Source organism: Streptomyces sp. CA-243310, assembly GCF_050936775.1.
Taxonomy (GTDB): domain Bacteria; phylum Actinomycetota; class Actinomycetes; order Streptomycetales; family Streptomycetaceae; genus Streptomyces.
This window is the reverse complement of sequence record NZ_JBNJMF010000002.1, coordinates 2,739,162-2,756,982: the sequence shown is the minus strand read 5'-3', so window position 1 is coordinate 2,756,982 and position 17,821 is coordinate 2,739,162. Positions and strand designations below refer to the sequence as shown.

The 17,821-nt window shown below is 73.6% G+C and carries 15 protein-coding genes and 1 tRNA gene; 15 read left to right on the top strand and 1 reads right to left on the bottom strand.

Going from position 1 to position 17,821, the window contains the following annotated elements; all coding sequences use genetic code 11:
* Positions 1-29 precede the first annotated feature (29 nt).
* The 11 genes from ACQEVM_RS30010 to ACQEVM_RS29960 all read left to right on the top strand — a co-directional run bounded on the left by ACQEVM_RS30010 (position 30) and on the right by ACQEVM_RS29960 (position 10,878).
* Complete coding sequence (locus ACQEVM_RS30010; RefSeq protein ID WP_433084149.1) at positions 30-800, top strand: GntR family transcriptional regulator; 771 nt, start codon at positions 30-32, stop codon at positions 798-800.
* A 148-nt stretch (positions 801-948) separates the two neighbouring features.
* Complete coding sequence (locus tag ACQEVM_RS30005) at positions 949-2,070, top strand: TIGR03364 family FAD-dependent oxidoreductase (RefSeq protein ID WP_351759038.1); 1,122 nt, start codon at positions 949-951, stop codon at positions 2,068-2,070.
* A gap of 53 nt (positions 2,071-2,123) precedes the next feature.
* Positions 2,124-2,855 carry a phosphonatase-like hydrolase gene (locus ACQEVM_RS30000; protein WP_433085465.1) on the top strand — a complete coding sequence of 244 codons (732 nt, stop codon included), beginning with the start codon at positions 2,124-2,126 and terminating at the stop codon, positions 2,853-2,855.
* Positions 2,852-3,901, top strand: coding sequence for an ABC transporter ATP-binding protein (locus tag ACQEVM_RS29995; RefSeq protein ID WP_433084146.1), 1,050 nt, complete (start codon positions 2,852-2,854; stop codon positions 3,899-3,901). Before ACQEVM_RS30000 ends, ACQEVM_RS29995 begins: the two co-directional genes overlap by 4 nt.
* Positions 3,894-4,889 carry a 2-aminoethylphosphonate ABC transporter permease subunit gene (locus ACQEVM_RS29990; protein WP_433084144.1) on the top strand — a complete coding sequence of 332 codons (996 nt, stop codon included), beginning with the start codon at positions 3,894-3,896 and terminating at the stop codon, positions 4,887-4,889. The genes ACQEVM_RS29995 and ACQEVM_RS29990 overlap by 8 nt, the downstream gene beginning before the upstream one ends.
* Positions 4,876-5,673 (top strand): ABC transporter permease, encoded by a 798-nt coding sequence (locus ACQEVM_RS29985; RefSeq protein ID WP_433084142.1) that lies wholly within the window; start codon positions 4,876-4,878, stop codon positions 5,671-5,673. Before ACQEVM_RS29990 ends, ACQEVM_RS29985 begins: the two co-directional genes overlap by 14 nt.
* Before the next feature lie 90 nt (positions 5,674-5,763).
* Positions 5,764-6,852, top strand: coding sequence for a 2-aminoethylphosphonate ABC transporter substrate-binding protein (locus tag ACQEVM_RS29980; RefSeq protein ID WP_433084140.1), 1,089 nt, complete (start codon positions 5,764-5,766; stop codon positions 6,850-6,852).
* 135 nt (positions 6,853-6,987) lie between these two features.
* Positions 6,988-8,508, top strand: coding sequence for an alkaline phosphatase family protein (locus tag ACQEVM_RS29975; protein ID WP_433084138.1), 1,521 nt, complete (start codon positions 6,988-6,990; stop codon positions 8,506-8,508).
* A gap of 124 nt (positions 8,509-8,632) precedes the next feature.
* The gene (locus ACQEVM_RS29970) at positions 8,633-9,412 is read left to right on the top strand and encodes an HAD-IIA family hydrolase (RefSeq protein ID WP_433084136.1); all 780 of its coding nucleotides are present in this window, start codon (positions 8,633-8,635) and stop codon (positions 9,410-9,412) included.
* A gap of 136 nt (positions 9,413-9,548) precedes the next feature.
* On the top strand, positions 9,549-10,202 hold the full coding sequence (locus tag ACQEVM_RS29965) for a hypothetical protein (RefSeq protein WP_433084134.1): 654 nt from the start codon (positions 9,549-9,551) through the stop codon (positions 10,200-10,202).
* Positions 10,203-10,251: 49 nt separating this feature from the next.
* Positions 10,252-10,878: a class F sortase gene (locus ACQEVM_RS29960; protein WP_433084132.1), complete on the top strand. Its 627-nt coding sequence runs from the start codon at positions 10,252-10,254 to the stop codon at positions 10,876-10,878.
* Positions 10,879-10,958: 80 nt separating this feature from the next.
* On the opposite strand, the gene ACQEVM_RS29955 is transcribed toward ACQEVM_RS29960, so the two are convergent.
* Positions 10,959-11,032, bottom strand: a tRNA-Lys gene (locus ACQEVM_RS29955).
* Positions 11,033-11,261: 229 nt separating this feature from the next.
* Between ACQEVM_RS29955 and ACQEVM_RS29950 the strand changes: the two genes are divergently transcribed.
* The 4 genes from ACQEVM_RS29950 to ACQEVM_RS29935 all read left to right on the top strand — a co-directional run bounded on the left by ACQEVM_RS29950 (position 11,262) and on the right by ACQEVM_RS29935 (position 17,710).
* Entirely contained in the window at positions 11,262-12,713 is a 1,452-nt protein-coding gene (locus ACQEVM_RS29950) for a peptidoglycan-binding protein (protein ID WP_433085463.1), read from the top strand.
* The gene (locus ACQEVM_RS29945; protein WP_433084130.1) at positions 12,710-15,175 is read left to right on the top strand and encodes an SPFH domain-containing protein; all 2,466 of its coding nucleotides are present in this window, start codon (positions 12,710-12,712) and stop codon (positions 15,173-15,175) included. The genes ACQEVM_RS29950 and ACQEVM_RS29945 overlap by 4 nt, the downstream gene beginning before the upstream one ends.
* Before the next feature lie 238 nt (positions 15,176-15,413).
* On the top strand, positions 15,414-16,007 hold the full coding sequence (locus ACQEVM_RS29940) for a lytic polysaccharide monooxygenase auxiliary activity family 9 protein (protein ID WP_433085461.1): 594 nt from the start codon (positions 15,414-15,416) through the stop codon (positions 16,005-16,007).
* A gap of 26 nt (positions 16,008-16,033) precedes the next feature.
* Positions 16,034-17,710, top strand: a complete 1,677-nt coding sequence (locus ACQEVM_RS29935; RefSeq protein WP_433084128.1) for an AMP-binding protein — start codon at positions 16,034-16,036, stop codon at positions 17,708-17,710.
* Positions 17,711-17,821: the final 111 nt, after the last annotated feature.

The window sequence follows — 17,821 nt, the reverse complement described above, 5'->3', positions numbered from 1 at the left end:
CGTACACCTGGTCCACGTAGAGTCCCAGGGTGGAAGAACACGCCCGGTACCAGCCGCACCGCCCCGGCCTGCCCGTGCGCTCGGGGATCCCCGAGCACGGCCGCATCCCCAAGTACTACGCGGTCAAGGCCCGCATCTCCCTGCTCGTGGAGGAGTTGGGGGAGGGCGGGTCGCTGCCCACGGAACGTGATCTCGCCGAGCAGTACGAGGTGTCGCGGGAGACGGTGCGCCAGGCCCTGCGCGAGTTGCTGTTGGAGGGGCGCCTGCGGCGCTCGGGGCGCGGCACGGTCGTCGCCGGGCCCAAGCTGGAGCAGCCGCTCTCCCTCGCGAGCTACACCGAGGGCGTGCGCCGTCAGGGCCGCCGTCCCGGCCGCAACCTGATCGGCCTGGAGCGGTTCCCCTGCCCGGCCGAACTGTGCCGCGGCATCGGTGCCGAGGTCGGCGAGCCGGTCTGGCACCTGGAACGCGTCCTGCTGGCGGACGACGAGCGGGTGGGCCTGGAGAGCACGTACATCCGGGTCGCGCGGGCGCCCCGGTTGGACAGCGACTTCAAGCCGGACTCCTCCTTCTACGGATACCTCGGCGACCACCTCGGGATCACGTTCGGGGGCGCCGACGAGAAGCTGGAGACGGTACTCGCGACACCGCGCGAAGCCCTGCTGATCGGCACCCCGCCGGCCCTTCCGATGCTGCTCATCCACCGTTTCTCGCAGGATCAGGGGGGCGCCCCCCTGGAGCGGGTGCGTTCGCTCTACCGTGGTGACAGGTTCAGCTTCACGACGAGGCTTCGGCCCGAGTAGCGGAGCGCCATCCACCAACAATCACCTTCAAAGGGGCAAAATGTCATCACAGAATGGTAACGGGTCTAGTCCAAGCGTCGAGGGTTGTTCACCACCGCGTCACCGGCCGGACCTTCGCGGGACACGGCCCACACCCACCGTGGACGGCGTGAGAGTCATAGTCGTAGGAGGCGGCGTGGTCGGCACCATGCACGCCTGGCAAGCAGTCGAACGCGGCCACGAGGTCGTCCAGATCGAGCGGGAAGCGGAGGCCCGGGGAGCGTCCCTGCGTAATTTCGGCCAGATCTGGGTCAGCGGACGAGCCGGCGGCGAGGAGCTCGACACCGCCCTGCGGGCCCGCGAGCTGTGGGAGCGCATCGGCGCGGAGGTGCCCGGCCTGGGCTTCCGCGCCATCGGCTCCCTCACCCCCGTACGAGGCGCCCGCGAGTACGCCGTGGCGGAGGCGGCCGCGGCCCGGCCCGATGCCGCCGCCCGCGGCTACGAGTTGGTAGACGCCGCCGCGGCCCGGAAGATCAACCCGGCACTGCGCGGCGAGTTCGACGCCGCCCTCTGGTGCGAACGGGACGCGGCCGTCGAACCGCGCACCGCTCAACTGCACCTGCGGGAGGCCCTGCGCGCCACGGGCCGGTACACCTTCCTCCCCGGGCGCGAGGTCCGCGAGGTCGTCGGACCCGGCGCCGTCCGCGACGACCACGGCGACGTCCACCGCGGCGACGCGGTGATCCTCGCCACCGGCGCCTGGCTGAGCGGCCTGGTCCGCGAGCTGGAACCCGACCTCCCCGTGCGCCGGGTCCGGCTGCAGATGATGCAGACCGCCCCGCTCGGCGAGCCGCTGACCACGTCGGTCGCCGACGCGGACAGCTTCCGCTACTACCCGGCCTACCGCAGCGACGCCCTGGACGCCCTCAACGCCGAGCAGGCGCAGGCGCCCGTCGCGGCCGAGCACCGGATGCAGCTCTTGATGGTCCAGCGCCGGGACGGCGGACTGACCATCGGCGACACCCACGAGTACGAGCACCCCTTCGCGTTCGACACCCTCGAAGACCCCTACGAACACCTCACCGAGGTCGTGGAGTCCCTCCTGGGCCGCCCCCTGCCGAAGATCCGGCACCGCTGGGCGGGCGTGTACGCGCAGTGCACCGACACCACCCGCGTCGTCCACCGCAAGCAGGTGAGCGACGGCGTCTGGCTGGTGACCGGACCGGGCGGGCGCGGCATGACCTGCTCACCCGCCATAGCCGAGACCACCGCGAACGAACTGGGCTGGTAACCACCGTGAACACCGAATCCACAGGCACCGTGAACACCGAATCCGCAAGCACCGTGAAGAGCACGGGCGACACGACCACCACCGACCACGCGACCACCCCCGGCGGGCTGATCGTCCTCGACATGGCCGGCACCACCGTCGCCGACGGCGGCCTCGTCGAGCGGGCCTTCGGGCGCGCCGCCGAGCGCCTCGGCGTCGAGCCCGGCACCGCCGACCACGCCGCGAAGCTCCAGTACGTCCGCGACACCATGGGCGAGTCGAAGATCTCCGTCTTCCGTCACCTGTTCGGCAGCGAGGACCTCGCCCGACAGGCCAACGCCACCTTCGAGGAGGCCTACGCGGAACTCGTCGACGGAGGCCTCGTCAGCCCGATCCCCGGCGCCCGCGAGACCATCGAGAAGCTGCGCGGCGACGGCCGCACCGTCGTCCTGACCACCGGCTTCGCCCGCGTCACCCAGGACGCCATCCTGGACGCCCTCGGCTGGCGCGACCTCGCCGACCTCACCCTGTGCCCCGCCGACGCGGGCGGTCGCGGCCGGCCCTACCCGGACATGGTGCTGGCCGCGTTCCTGCGCACCGGCGCGGTGGCCGACGTACGCGAGACGGTCGTCGCCGGCGACACGGCGTACGACATGCTCAGCGGTCGGCGCGCCGGCGCCGGGATCGTGGCGGGCGTCCTCACCGGCGCCCACGACCGCCGGGCCCTCGACGAGCACGGCGCGACCCACGTCCTCGGCTCGATCGCCGAACTCCCCGCACTGTTGGCCCGCGAGTCCGGCACGTGAGCGGGATCCGCTTCGAGTCCGTCTCGGTCGCCTACGACGGCACCACCGTGCTGGACTCCCTGGACCTGACGATCGAGCAGGGCGAGGTCATGGCCCTGCTCGGTCCGTCGGGATCGGGCAAGACCACGGCGCTGCGGGCGGTCGCCGGCTTCGTACGGCCCTTCGCGGGCCGGGTGTGGATCGGGGACCGGGACGTCACCGCCCTCCCGCCGCACAAGCGCGGCATCGGCATGGTCGTCCAGCAGTACGCGCTCTTCCCGCACCTGCGCGTCGAGGACAACGTCGCGTTCGGACTCAAGGCGCGCAAGACGCCCAGGGCCGAGATACCCGGCCGCGTCGCGCAGGCCCTGGAGATGACCGGGATGGCCGCCTACGCCAAGCGCCACCCCCGCGAACTCTCCGGCGGACAGCAGCAGCGCGTGGCCATCGCCCGCGCGCTCGCCATCCGCCCCGGCGTGCTCCTCCTCGACGAGCCGCTGTCCGCACTGGACGCCCAACTGCGCTCCGGGATGCTCGCCGAACTGGCCCGACTGCACCGCGAACTCCCCGACGTGTCGATCCTGTACGTCACGCACGACCAGATCGAGGCCCTGACCCTGGCCGACCGGATCGCCGTCATGGACAAGGCCCGGCTCCGGGACTGCGGCACCCCGCGGCAGCTGTACCGCTCGCCGCGCACCGAGTTCACGGCCTCCTTCGTCGGCAACGCCAATCTCCTCCCGGTGACGGTCGCCGACACCGGCGCCGTCTTCGAGGGGCACGCCCTGGTACTGGACCGGGGCCGGGCCGCGCCCGGCGCCGGCGCCACCCTGTGCGTACGCCCCCACCTGATCGGCCTCGGCGCGGGCCCCAACGCCCTGAACGGCACCATCACCGAGGTGCAGTGGCGCGGCTCGACGCACCGCCTGTACGTGAACGTCGCGGGCCACCGGGTCAAGGCGGACCTGCCCGAACTGCGCGAGACCCCGGCGCTGGGCGACCGGGTGACCCTGCACTTCGAGCCCCGGGACGCGGTGTTGCTGTCGGCGGGGGTGTCGGATGGCTGAGGTCGCGGACCCGCGATCGGCCCCCGCCGGGCCGGCCCGCACGGCCGGCCCGGCGGGGGGCGCCGACGCCCCGCCCGGCGCCCGGCCCGACACCCCGGCCACTGCCGCCGGCCGCCCCACCGCCCCCGCCCCGGGCACCGGACCCGGACCCGCCGCACCCGCCGCACGTGGCGTCCCGCGCTGGGTGTGGAGCCTGCCCCCGGTGGTCGTCCTCGCGCTGGTCTTCCTCTACCCGATCACCCTCGTCGTCCGGCAGTCCTTCACGCCCGACAACGGCGGCGGCGCCTTCGACGCGTACTCGACCGTCTTCGCCTCCACCGCCTTCCGCGAGGCCCTCGGCACCACCGTCTGGCTGGCCGTCGGCGCCACCGTCGGATGTCTCGTCCTCGGCTTCGCGCTGGCCCTCGTCATCGCCTTCGTGCCCTTCCCGGGAGCGCGGGCCGTCTCCCGGTTCATCGATGTCTTCCTCTCCTTCCCCTCCTTCCTCATCACCCTCGCCCTCCTCTTCATCTACGGCACGGTCGGCATGGCCAACGGGATCTGGACCGACGTCCTCGGCGTCGCGGACGGACCCTTCCACTTCCTGGCCACGCCCTGGGGCGTCCTCCTCGCGGAGATCACCTACTTCACCCCGTTCGTCATGCGCCCCCTGCTCGCCGCCTTCTCCCAACTGGACACCGCCCAACTGGAGGTGGCCTCCTCGCTCGGTGCCGGGCCCGCCCGGATCGTCCGCCGGGTGATCCTCCCCGAGGCGCTGCCGGCCCTCGCCGCCGGCGGCAGCCTGGTCCTCGTCATGTGCCTCAACGAGTTCGGGATCGTCCTTTTCACCGGAGCCAAGGGCGTCACCACGCTCCCGATGCTCGTCTACGGCAAGGCGATCCTGGAATCCGACTACCCGGCCGCCTGCGTCGTCGCCGTCGTCAACATCGCGATCTCCGTCGGCCTGTTCGGCCTCTACCGGGTGGTGAGCAAGCGTGCTGGTGCATAGCAGGACCGGCCGCTGGGCCGCCTGGAGCCTCTTCGGCCTCCTCTTCCTCCCCCTCTTCGCGCTGCCGCTGCTCGTCGTGGTGGCCGCCTCCCTCGCCACCCACTGGTCCGGCGCCTTCCCCTCCGGCCCGACCACCGCGAACTACGCCTCCGCCGTCCGGGGTGAATCCCTCCAGGCCCTCACCACGTCCCTGGTCACCGCCCTCGTGGCGAGCCTGCTCGCCCTCACCGTGGGCGGCTGGGCGGCGCTGGCCGCCGCCGGCCTGAAGAGGCGCGGGAAGCGTTTCCTGGACGCCCTGTTCATGCTGCCGGTCGCCGTGCCGTCGGTGGTGGTGGGCCTCGCGGTCCTCGTCGCCTTCAGCCGGCCGCCCCTGCTCCTCAACGGGACGAGCACCATCGTCGTCCTGGCGCACACCGTCCTCGTCACGGCGTTCGCCCACCAGTCGGTCTCCGCCGCGATCGTGCGGCTCGACCCCGCCTACGAGCAGGCCGCCGCCTCCCTGGGGGCAACTCCCGCCCGGGTGCTGTGGCGGATCAGGATCCCCCTGCTGCTGCCCTCCCTGACCGCCGCCGCAGGGCTCTGCTTCGCCCTGTCCATGGGTGAGTTGAGCGCCACGATGATGCTCTACCCGCCGGACTGGATGCCCCTGCCGGTCCGCGTCTTCACCGCCACCGACCGGGGTTCGCTCTTCGGCGGATCGGCCGTCGCGGTGGTCCTGATGGCCGCCACCCTGCTGGTGCTCCTGGCCGTCTCCCGCATCCGCACCAAGGCGTCCTACCGCTGACCCACCCCGGTCGCGCCCGCACCCCACCCCTCGCCGCCCCACCCCGCACCGCCGAACCCCTGCCGACTCCCTTTCCCGTAAGGAAGCCCCATGCCCGGCAAGCGCAACAGTCGTCACACCCCCCTTCGCACCGCCGCCGCCGTCACCGGCAGCCTCGCCCTCGCCGCCGGCCTGACCGCCTGCGGCGGATCGGGCGCCGCCGACTCCAAGGCCGGCGAGAAGGTCGTCACCGTCTACAGCGCCGACGGCCTCAAGGGGGAGAAGGGCGACGGCTGGTACGACGAGGTCTTCGCCCGGTTCACCAAGGAGACCGGGATCAAGGTCGAGTACGTCGAGGGCGGCTCGGGCGAGATGGTGCAGCGCGCCGTCCGCGAGAAGACCAACACCCAGGCGGACGTCCTGGTCACCCTGCCGCCCTTCATCCAACAGGCCGACGGGAAGGGCCTCCTCCAGGCCTACGCGCCCCGCGGCTCCGAGAAGGTCAACGGCGCCGACAAGGCCACCGACGGCAAATGGACGTCGATCGTCAACAACTACTTCGGATTCGTCTACAACAAGAAGGAGTTGCCCCAGGCCCCCAGGACCTGGGAAGAGCTGCTGGACGCCAAGTACAAGGGCAGAATTCAGTACTCCACCCCGGGCGTCGCGGGCGACGGCACCGCCGTGCTCGTCAAGTCGATGCACGACTTCGGCGGCAAGGAGCCGGCGATGGAGTACCTCAAGAAGCTCCAGGCCAACAACGTCGGCCCGTCCTCCTCCACCAGCAAGCTCGCCCCGAAGACCGACAAGGGGGAGCTGCTCGTCGCCAACGGCGACGTGCAGATGAACTTCGCGCAGGCCAAGTCCATGCCGAACCTCGGCATCTGGTTCCCCGCCAAGGAGGGCGGCAAGCCCACCACCTTCTCCCTGCCGTACGCGGCCGGCCTGGTCGACAAGGCCCCGCACACCGAGAACGGCCGCAAGCTCCTGGACTTCCTGCTCGGCGAGGAGGCCCAGAAGCTGGTCAGCGAGGTCGGGGGCGGCTTCCCCGCGCGCACCGACGTCAAGCCGACCGACGCCAACGCCGTCCAACTCACCCGGCTGATGACGGGCGTCGAGATCTTCGAGCCCGACTGGGCGGACATCGACCGGAACCTCAAGGCCCACGTGGACGCGTGGAAGTCGGCAACCGGAAGCTGACCGGTTGCCTCCCGGCCACCTGCGGCAGGGAGAGTGTCGGTGAGATAACGGGTCTGGACCGGGGAGCCCGCACCTCGGTCCGGACCCGTCGCGCGTCCACCCACGCCCGTCCCACGAACACTCCCGGAGGAGCACGTGTCCCCTGCCCTGCCGCCGCGCCGCGTCCTGACGGTCGCCGCCACCGCCGCCACCCTGCTGGCCACCGCCCTCGGAGCCCACCCCGCCGGCGCCGTCGAAGCCGCCACCGCCGACAAGGTGCTCGTCATCGGTCTCGACGGCGTGGTCCTCGACCGCGTCAAGGCCGCCGACGCGCCCCACCTCAACGGCCTGATGGCCCAGGGCCTGACGGCCAAGAGCACCCTCTACGCGAACCCGATGGCCGCCACCTCCTCCGGCCCCGGCTGGTCAAGCATCGCCACCGGCGTCTGGCCCGACAAGCACGGCGTGAAGGACAACTCCTTCACCGGCAAGAACTACACGGCGTACCCGGACTTCCTGACCCGCGTCGAGAACGCCAAGCCGGCCCTCAACACCTACGCCGCCGCCGACTGGGAGCCCATCACCTCCACCGACCAGAACGGCCCGATCTTCTCCTCCAAGGTCGACAAGCGGCTCTCCCTCAAGGGCGACCGCGACGGCTACGGCAGCGAGGACCCCAAGATCGCCGCCGCGGCCGCCGCCGAACTGCGCGACCAGAACCCGGACGCCGCCTTCGTCTACCTCGGCGAGGTCGACCACGCGGGCCACACCTCCGGCGCGGCGAGCCAGGAGTACCTGAACGCCATCGCCCGCGTCGACGCCCTCGTCGGCACCCTCCTCACCGCCGTCGAGAACCGCCCCACCCGCGACCGGGAGAACTGGACGGTCCTGGTCACCACCGACCACGGCCACACCGACGGCGGCGGCCACGGCGGCTCCACGATGGCGGAGCGCGGCACCTTCGTCATCGCCAAGGGCGCCGGGATCCCCGCCGGTTCGGTACGCACCGACGTACGGCTCGTCGACGTCGCCGCGACCGCGCTCGCCCGGCTCGGCGTCGGTGGCGCCGCCCTCGACGGGGCCCCGCTGGACGCCCCCGACAACGATCCCTTCGACACCCTGCGCCCCAACCTCGGGGCCCGCGTGGACGAGACGGGCATCCCGGCCGGCGTGAAGGGCTTCACGCACACCCCTCCCGCCGGCTGGGCCGTGGACAACTCGCGGATGGGCACGGGCGGTGTCGCCGAGTGGGCCGGTTGGGCCTTCGCGACCGACGAGTTCTGGAGCCAGTCACAGCGCGACCAGTGGCGAGAGCTGAACGTCCGCTCCCGCGACGTGTTCGCCGTGGCGGACTCCGACGAGTGGGACGACAAGAGCCACACCGGCACCTTCGACTCCACCCTGGTCACCCCCAAGTGGCCGGTCACCGGCGGCTCCACGAGGACGCTGACCTACCGGAGCCACTACCGCCACGAGGCCGGGCAGACCGCCCAGGTCCTCGTCTCGTACAACGGCGGCGCCCCGACCGTGGTCAAGACGCACACGGCCGACGCCCTCGCCAAGACCGAGAACCTGAGCCTGCGGGTGCCCGCCGGCGCCACCGACGTCCAGGTCCGCTTCCGCTACAGCGGTACCAACAACTGGTTCTGGGCCGTGGACGACGTCACCCTCGGCTGAGCCGCCCCGAGGGGGCCGATGTCCGGGCCGTGGACGGGCCCCGCGTCTGCGGCCCGTGCCGGATAGGGTGGTAGAGACCAGAGGCCCCCGAGGTCAGAGGCCCCGCAGAGCGGAGAACAGTCCCGTGGCAGAGCGCAAGCCGATCGAATCCTGGCTCACCGACATGGACGGGGTCCTCATCCACGAGGGCACCCCGATCCCCGGCGCGGATGCCTTCATCAAGCGGCTGCGCGAGTCCGGCAAGCCCTTCCTGGTGCTGACCAACAACTCCATCTACACCCCGCGCGATCTCCAGGCCCGCCTCAACCGCATGGGTCTCCAGGTGCCCGTCGAGAACATCTGGACCTCCGCGCTCGCCACCGCCAAGTTCCTCGACGACCAGCGTCCGGGCGGCACGGCGTACGTCATCGGCGAGGCCGGGCTGACCACCGCCCTGCACGACATCGGCTACATCCTCACGGACCACGAGCCGGACTACGTGGTGCTGGGCGAGACCCGCACGTACAGCTTCGAGGCGATGACCAAGGCCGTCCGGCTGATCAACGCCGGCGCCCGCTTCATCTGTACCAACCCCGACGAGACCGGCCCGTCCACCGAGGGCCCGCTGCCCGCCACCGGCGCGGTCGCCGCGCTGATCACCAAGGCGACCGGCAAGCAGCCGTACTTCGCCGGCAAGCCCAACCCGCTGATGATGCGGACCGGCCTCAACGCCATCGGCGCGCACTCCGAGAGCAGCGCGATGATCGGCGACCGGATGGACACCGACGTCCTGGCCGGACTGGAGGCGGGCATGCAGACCTTCCTGGTGCTGACCGGTCTCACCTCGGTCGAGGACACCGAGAAGTACCCCTACCGCCCGACGAAGACGGTCGACTCGATCGCCGACCTGGTCGATCTCGTCTGACACCGGATCACCGACGTGTGAACGCGCACGGCTGACACGTACGGCGCGTACGGCTGACACGTACGGGCCAAGCGGGCGCCGCTCCGGATGCGGAGCGGCGCGCCGCGCGTGAGGCTCCTTGTCGAGGAGGTTCACCATGCGCAGTGCTCTGATCGCTTTCCGTGCCACCGGGGTGGCCGTCGCCCTGACGGCCCTCACCGCCGTGGCCGCGCCCACCGTCGTCGCCGAGGACTGGGACCGGGACAGGGATCGGGACCGCGGCAGCGTCTCGGTCCGGCCGGATCCCGCCGAACCGGGGGACCGGGTCAAGTTGGAGGTCCGCGGCTGTGCGTGCGACTGGGCCTCCGCCACGTCGTCCGTGTTCGCCTGGGAGGCCAGGCTGTCCCCGGGGCACGGCGACCGCAAGGTCCTGGTGGGCGACGCGACCATCGCGCACCACGCCGAGCCCGGATGGCACGAGATCCGGGTCAAGTGCGAGGGCCGGGAGGTCCGCGGCTCCCTCCGGATCCACCGTGACCGCCCGAACCCGCACCACTCGCCGGTCTGGCCCGTCCACGCGGGCGGCGGTGGCATGGCCGCCGAGCTGGCCGCGTCCACGAAGATCGCCAAGGAACGGGAACAGGCCCGGGCCGCGGAGGGCGCGCAGGCGACCGTGACCGCGAAGAAGAGCCACGACGCCGACGGCCCGGGTCTGCCGCACACGGTGATCGGCGCCGTCCTGGCCGCCGCCGCGACGCTGGCCGTCGCCGGCCGGGCCCTGACCCTGCGCCGTCGCCGCAGCGGCGAGTGACGGTCCGCCTCCGGTGACCGGGGAGCCGAGGAGCTCCGGCGGATCCCGTGTGCTCACCGTCGCCGCGTGGTCGGTGCTGGTGTGCGGCCTGTGGCTGTGGGGTCGCGAGATCACCGGGGTTCCGCCCTCGCCCGTCGGTCAGGCGGGCGGGGTGCTGGTCCCGGGGCTGCCGGCGGCGCACGCCCCGCTGACCGGGGCCCTGCCCGCGCGGGTCGACGTGCCCGCCATGGGCATTCAGGCGCCGGTGATCTTCCGCAGGCTCGACGCGCAGGGCGCGATCGAGCCGCCGCCGTACGAGAGCCCGGGCACGGTGGGCTGGTGGAGCGGCGGCACCCTGCCGGGCGCGGCCGGCACCGCGTTGATGGTCGGCCACGTGGACACCAAGTCCAAGCCCGCGGTGTTCTTCGGTCTGAGCACCGCCGAGCCGGGCGGCAAGGTCCGGGTCCACCGGGCGGACGGCTCGGTCGCGGAGTTCACGATCGAGGACGTGAAGGTCTACGAGCGCGCGGGCTTCGACCCGGCCAAGGCGTACGGCCCGCGGATCAAGGGGCGGGCCGAACTGCGACTGGTGACGTGCGGGGGCACGTACGACAAGGCCGCCAAGCAGTACACGGCCAATGTGGTGGTTTCCGCCTACCTGACGGGCGTCGGCGCCCGGACCGGAACGGCGGTGTAGGCAGGCGGCGCGGGCAGGGCCGGACGAGCGAACGAAGAAACCCCCCGAGGCTTTCGCCTCGGGGGGTTTCTTCTCGTCTGTGCGCCGCCAGGGACTCGAACCCCGGACCCGCTGATTAAGAGTCAGCTGCTCTAACCAACTGAGCTAGCGGCGCTTGGTGACAGGCAAAACTCTACCCCACCTCCGGACGTGCTCGTGACCAGCCGCGCCCGTGTTGTCCGATTAACCCATGTTTAAGGGGTTTGTCGTGCACGATATGTCTGGGCCGAGCCGAATCTGATGCCCCGCCAGATGCGTGCCCGGACACCGGACCAGTGGACGAGCAGGGGAGTGGACGGAACCGCATGACGATGCAGCCGCCGGTGCATGTGCAGATGCCGCAGATGCCCATGCCGGTCTTCGAGGAGTACGAGCCCGCGGGCGACTGCGTCTGCCTCGGGTGCGCGCAGCGCCGTCGCGCCCTCGCCCGCGCGCGGGCCATACCGCTTCGCGACGGCGGCCACCGCGCCGCCCGCGGCGCGCGCCGGGCGCTGGTGCTCGCCACCGCGGCCGGCGTGGTCCTGGGCGGTGGCGGCTCCGCCGCGCTCGCCGCCTCCGCCGCGGCGCCGGGCCTCGGCCCGGTACGGCTCGACGGCCCCGATCCGGGCTCCCCGCAAGGCGGCCGATCCCCGTTGCACGGGCCGAAGGGCACGCCCGCCAAGCCCGGCGGCCTGCCCGGTGCCCCGTCGGCGGTGCGGCGCATCGACCGGACGACGATCATCAACCGGGCGAAGCTGTGGTTGGACGCCAAGGTCCCCTACAGCATGTCCGAGTACTGGTCGGACGGCTACCGGCAGGACTGCTCGGGCTACGTGTCGATGGCCTGGAACCTCGGCACCAACGAGTGGACCGGCAGCCTCGACACCTTCGCCACCCGGATCACGAAGGAGGAGCTGCTGCCGGGCGACATGCTCCTCTTCCACAATCCGGCGGACCCCAACAACGGCTCGCACGTCGTCCTCTTCGGCGGCTGGGTCGACGGGACGCGGACGCACTACGTCGCCTACGAGCAGACCCGCCCGTACACCCGCAAGCAGGCCACCCCGTACGGGTACTGGGCCAACGCGACGAAGTACCTCCCCTACCGCTTCAACGGGGTCACGGGAGGCGTCCCCGGCAGCACGCCCACGCCTCCCGTGACGCCCGTCGAACTGCCGTCGACCGGGTCCCCGCCGGCCGTGTCGTCTACCTTCCCCGGTGCCTCGAAGTTCGGGCCGGGCGCGAACAACGAGTACGTGACCCAGCTCGGCCGGTTGCTGATCGAACGCGGCGGCGCACGGTTCTACCCCAACGGCCCCGGCCCGGTGTGGTCCGACGAGGACCGTCTGGCCACCCAGGCGTTCCAGCGGGCGCAGGGATGGACCGGCGCGGACGCCGACGGCATTCCCGGCGCCCACACCTGGCGGCTGCTGGCCCTGAGGCAGGGCAAGAGCATTCCACCGGCGGCATCGACCACGCCGACCACGCCCACCAAGCCGACCACGCCCACCAAGCCGACCACGCCGACCACGCCCACGAAGCCGACGACACCGGTCGGTCAGGCGGGGCCGGGCGGGGTCCCCGCCTACCCGGGGAAGGCCTTCTTCCGCCCGGGCCAGTCCCACGCGTCCATCACCGCCCTCGGTCGCCGACTGGTGCAGAAGGGCTTCGGCAAGCACTACACGTCCGGCCCGGGCCCCCTCTGGAGCGAGGCCGACCGCCGCAACGTCGAGGCCTTCCAGCGCGCCCAGGGCTGGCGCGGCGCCTCGGCCGACGGCTACCCGGGCCCGGAAACCTGGCGCCGGCTGTTCGCATGACGGAGGCAACGATGTACCCCACCCGCACCACGTCCACGACGGGGAACTTCCCCGTTCCTCCGGTCCCGGACGGTTCCCGGCCCCTCGCCGCCGGCGCCTGCGCGGGCCCCGCCGCCGGGGACGCCGCGATCCGCCCCGACGCGCCGGCGCCCGCCCCGGCCCCCCGCCCGGGGCGCTGGACCACCACCCCGGCCCCGGCGGTGCCCCCGGCCCCGGCGGTGCCCCCGGCCCCGGCGGTGCCCCCGGCCCCGGCGGTGCCCCCGGCCCCGGCGGTGCCCCCGGCCCCGGCGGTGCCCCCGGCCCCGGCGGTGCCCCCGGCCCCGGCGGTGCCCCCGGCCCCGACCCCGGTCGCGGCCGAGTCGCTCGCGACCCCCGCCCCGGCCCGCCCCGCGTGGGCGCCCGAGGTCCCGCCGGAACCCCGTGGGGGAGGGACGACCGACGGCGCGGCGTCCCGGCACCCGGGCGACCTGCCCGCCCCGGCCCGACACCCGTGGGCCCCGCACCCCGGCACCCCGACCCCGCCGGTCGACGCCGCGCCCCGGGCCGTGACCGCCGTCCCCGCGCCCGGCGCCGCCGGCCGCGCGGACGACACCCCCGCGTACGTCTCGGCGCCCCGCCCCCACCCGGCGCACGCCGCCGACCGGCCGGCCGACGACGGGCACGTCCGGGCGGCCGTGCCCGAGCCGATGCTCCCGACGCCGCACCCGGCGTTCGCGCGGCCGGCGTTCGCCCACGCGGGTCCGCCCGAGGCGGCGGACCCGGGCGCGGGGGAGCCGTACCCCCGCCACGCCCGGTCGGAGCCCGTGGCGGCCCCGCTGCTCGTGCCGGAGTACCGCGGCTCGGTCCCCGTCGAGCCGGAGCGCGGCCCCCTGCGCTCCGGCGCGCCGGAGCCGGCGGCGTACCCGACATCCCCCCAGGAGCGTCCCGCCGACGCTCCGGACACCGCCCCGCCGGCGTGGCCCGCCCACGCGGAGTCGGCGACCCCGTACCCGCAGCCGCCCCGGGACGACACGGCGGACCGTGCGCCCCGGCCCGAGTCCGACCACGTCTCCCCGGCCGAGGGGCCTGCCGGGGAGGTCCCGGACGCGTGGACGCACCCGGACGCGGTGCCGGCCGCGCGCGCCGAGGTGGACGCCCCGTCGGACGCCCCGCAGCCCCGGCCCGGGACGGACCGCCGGCCCGCCCCGGCCCCCGAGACCGGACCCCGGCCCCCGGCCGCTCCCGCCCCGGCCGGCCACCCGCAGGACGAGCTCTGGCCGCCCGCCGAACCCGTCGTGCGCACGGTTCCCGGACCGGACGCGGCCGGCGTCGCGGCGGACGGCGTCGCCGATCTCGTCGCCCGGGCCGTGGCCAGAGGCATGGCGGACGCCGACGAGGACGACACCCGGGACCTCCCCCGCTTCCGTCCCGCCCAGGGGGCCTCGGCCACCGCGGTGCCCGTGCACCTGCCCTTCCTCGGGCAGACGCCCACCGGGCCCCCCGTTCCGGCCGGGGACCCGGCCGCACGGCGGTCCGGGCACGCGGCACCCGCACCCCGACCCGCGGCCGGCCGTCGTGTCCCCCGGGGCGACGACCGGCTCCGCGAACACCGCGGACCCGTACTGCCCGGCTGGATCGCCGTCGCCGTCGGCGGCCTCGCGCTGGCGGGCTGCTCGGCGGTGCTCTGGCGGGCCGGCGCCGTTCCCGACGCCCTCGCCGCCGGCTTCGGCGCGGCCCCGCGCGCCTACCAGGGGCTGCGCGCGACCCACTGGCCCCCGCTCGCCTTCCTCGGCATCGTCACGCTCCTCGCGCTCGGCGGGCTCGGCCGCGCCAAGGCCGGCCACGCCTGGGTGCTGACCCTCTTCGGCAGCTACCGGGGCACGGTCCGGCGTACCGGCCTCACCTGGGTCAGCCCCCTGCTGCTGCGCCGGCGGGTGGACGTACGGCTGCGCCACTGGCGCAGCGACCCCATGCCCGCGGTGGACTCGGGGGGCCTCGCCCTCCAGGTGGTCGTGCAGGTCGTCTGGCAGGTCAAGGACACGGCCCGCGCCACCCTCGCCGTCGGGGACCACACGGAGTACCTGGCCGAGCAGGTCGAGTCGGCCATGGCCCGGGTGCTGTCCCAACTGCCGGCCGACGCCTTCCACGACGACGCCCCGACGCTGCGCGACGCCGAGGCGGTCGGTGACGCGCTGACCCGCATGCTGGCGGCCGAGACCGAGGCCGTCGGCGTGGAGGTGTTCTCCGCCCAGCCCACCCGGATCGAGTACGCCCCGGAGGTGGCGGAGGCCATGCGGCGCCGGCGGATCGCGGCGATCGACGCCCGGCACCGGGACGCCGTGCTGTCCTCGGTCGTCGACGCGGTCGACGACACGGTCCACCGGCTCACGTCACGGGGGATCGTCGAGCTGGACGACTACGAGCGCAAGGCCCTGGTGAAGGACCTCACCGTGGCCTTCTACACCGGCCGCTCCGACCAGTAGCGGCGATCGGCGGCCGAGGAACGGCAGGAGACGGCGGCGACGCGGGAGGAGACGGCGAGCGGCGCGGGAGAACGGGTGGCCGGGAACGACCGGACCACCCGTTCTCCCATTGGTATAGACATGGCCAACTCTCGTCAATAGTCTGGGACTTGGTCTAGACCTGGAAACCATCCCCACGCGTGCGCACGCTCTCGTCAGACTCCCCCCACGTCCAAGGAGCATCATGCGTTCCTTCCGCATGCCCAAACGAGCCGGCGTCACGGCCCTCGGTCTCGGCCTCGTCGCCGGTGCCACCCTCCTCGGCACCCCCACTGCCAGCAGCCACGGATACACCGACACCCCCATCAGTCGCCAGAAGCTCTGTGCCAACAAGACCGTCTCCAACTGCGGCCAGATCCAGTGGGAACCCCAGAGCGCCGAGGGCTTCAAGGGCTTCCCGGCCGCCGGACCGGCCGACGGGAAGATCTGCGCGGCCGGCAACGCCCAGTTCGCCGAGCTCGACGACCCGCGCGGCGGGACCTGGCCCGCCACCCGCGTCAACAGCGGCCAGAGCTACGGCTTCCGGTGGCAGTTCACCGCCAACCACTCCACCACCGACTTCAAGTACTACGTCACCAAGAACGGCTGGGACCCCACCAAGCCGCTCACCCGGGCCGCCCTCGATCCCCAGCCCTTCCTCGCGGTCGCCTACAACGGCGCCCGCCCCGCCATGACCACCGTCCACCAGGGCGCCATGCCGAGCGGGAAGACCGGTCGGCACATGATCCTGGCGGTCTGGACCGTCAACGACACCCCGATGGCCTTCTACTCCTGCTCCGACGTTCAATTCTGACGCAACGTCAGCTAACCTCCGGCGGCATGCGGACGACGACCACACCCGACACCGTCGCGGAGCTCATCGCGCGCCAATGGGGCGACCACCGGCCCGGGCTGAAGCACGAGCACGCCGTCCTCAGCCGCCACCGGACCGCCCAGGAGGCCGCCGCGCGCGCCGCGCTGCTCGTCGACCTCCTGCCGCCGGAGGCCGAGCCGCACCTGGGAGTGCTGCTCGACAACACCCCGGAGTTCCCGTTCTGGCTCGGCGCGGCGGCCCTCGCCGGGGCCGCCGTCGCCGGGATCAACCCGACCCGGCGCGGCCCCGAACTGGCCCGCGACATCCTGCACACCGACTGCCGGATCCTCGTCACCGAGCGCGCCCACCTGCCGCTGCTGCGCGGCCTCGACCTGCCGGGCGTACGGATCCTCGTGACCGACACCGAGGAGTACGCGCGACTGCTGGCGCCCTACGCGGGAGCCGAGCCGGGGGAGGCCGTGCTCTCCGGCGGCCCCACCCCCGCCTCCCGGATGCTCCTCTACTTCACCTCCGGCTCCACCGGCGCCCCCAAGGCCGCCCTCTGCACCCAGGGCCGACTGGCCGCCGCCGGAACCGCGCTGGCCCGCCAGTTCTCGGTCACCCCCGACGACGTCCACTACGTCTGCATGCCGCTCTTCCACGGCAACGCGGTCATCGCCGACTGGCTGCCGGCGCTGGCCGGCGGCGCGTCCGTGGCCCTGCGGCGGCGCTTCTCGGCCTCCCGGTTCCTGGACGACGTACGGGCCCACGGCGCCACCTACTTCACCTACGTCGGCCGGGCGATCCAATACCTCCTGGCCACCGAGCCCCGCCCCGACGACCGCGCGCACACCCTGCGGCTCGGCTTCGGCACCGAGGCCGGCGCGGTGGACGCCGCCCGCTTCACCGAGCGGTTCGGGGTCCGCCTGGTCGAGGGCTACGGGGCCACCGAGGGCGGCGCGTCCGTGGTCCGCACCCCCGACACCCCGCCGGCGGCGCTGGGCCGGTCCGGCGCCGGGGACGACCTCGCGGTCGTCGACCCGCAGACGGGCAGGGAATGCCCGGCGGCCGTCCTCGACGACTCGGGCCGCCTCCTCAACGGCCGCGAGGCCATCGGGGAACTCGTCAACCGCGGCTGCGGCCTCTTCGAGGGCTACTGGCGCAACCCCGACGCCGAGGCGGCGCGCACCCGTGACGGCTGGTACTGGACGGGCGACCTCTTCTTCCGCGACGCCGCCGGATTCCTCTACTTCGCGGGCCGCACCGACGACCGGCTGCGGGTCGACAGCGAGAACCTCGCCTCGGCCGTCATCGAGAACATCCTCGCCCGATGGCAGGACGCGGCGGCCGTGGCGGTCTACGCCGTACCGGACGAGGTCGCGGGCGACCAGGTGATGGCGGCCGTCGCCCTCCGCCCGGGGGCCACGTTCTCCCCGTCGGCGTTCGCCGCCTTCCTCGCCGCGCAGCCCGACCTGGGCACGAAGATGCCGCCGCGCTACGTCCGGGTGGTCCCCGAGATGCCGACGACGGCGACGAACAAGGTCCACCGCGTGGCCCTGCGCCGCGCCGGCTTCCGCTGCCCGGACCCGGTCTGGTGGTCCCCGCCGGGCGAACCGGGATACCGGCCCCTGGACGCGGAGGCCCTGGCCGCCCTGCTGTCGTCCTACGAGGCCCAGGGCCGGGCCGATCTCCTGGACCGCTGACCCGCCCCCTCGGGGGGTGTGGCCCGTGCCACCCCCCGACCCGCCACAGGGGCCCGTGGGGCCCGTACCCCGGGGCCGACGTGAGCCCGGGGTCCTCGCGGACCTCACGGG

Bases quoted from the DNA above. Each gene is read 5' to 3' on its own strand.
- ACQEVM_RS29935 (WP_433084128.1), top strand. From the start codon at position 16,034: ATGCGGACGACGACCACACCCGACACCGTCGCGGAGCTCATCGCGCGC.
- ACQEVM_RS29990 (WP_433084144.1), top strand. From the start codon at position 3,894: ATGGCTGAGGTCGCGGACCCGCGATCGGCCCCCGCCGGGCCGGCCCGC.
- ACQEVM_RS29940 (WP_433085461.1), top strand. From the start codon at position 15,414: ATGCCCAAACGAGCCGGCGTCACGGCCCTCGGTCTCGGCCTCGTCGCC.
- ACQEVM_RS29950 (WP_433085463.1), top strand. From the start codon at position 11,262: ATGCCCATGCCGGTCTTCGAGGAGTACGAGCCCGCGGGCGACTGCGTC.
- ACQEVM_RS29945 (WP_433084130.1), top strand. From the start codon at position 12,710: ATGACGGAGGCAACGATGTACCCCACCCGCACCACGTCCACGACGGGG.
- ACQEVM_RS29965 (WP_433084134.1), top strand. From the start codon at position 9,549: ATGCGCAGTGCTCTGATCGCTTTCCGTGCCACCGGGGTGGCCGTCGCC.
- ACQEVM_RS29980 (WP_433084140.1), top strand. From the start codon at position 5,764: ATGCCCGGCAAGCGCAACAGTCGTCACACCCCCCTTCGCACCGCCGCC.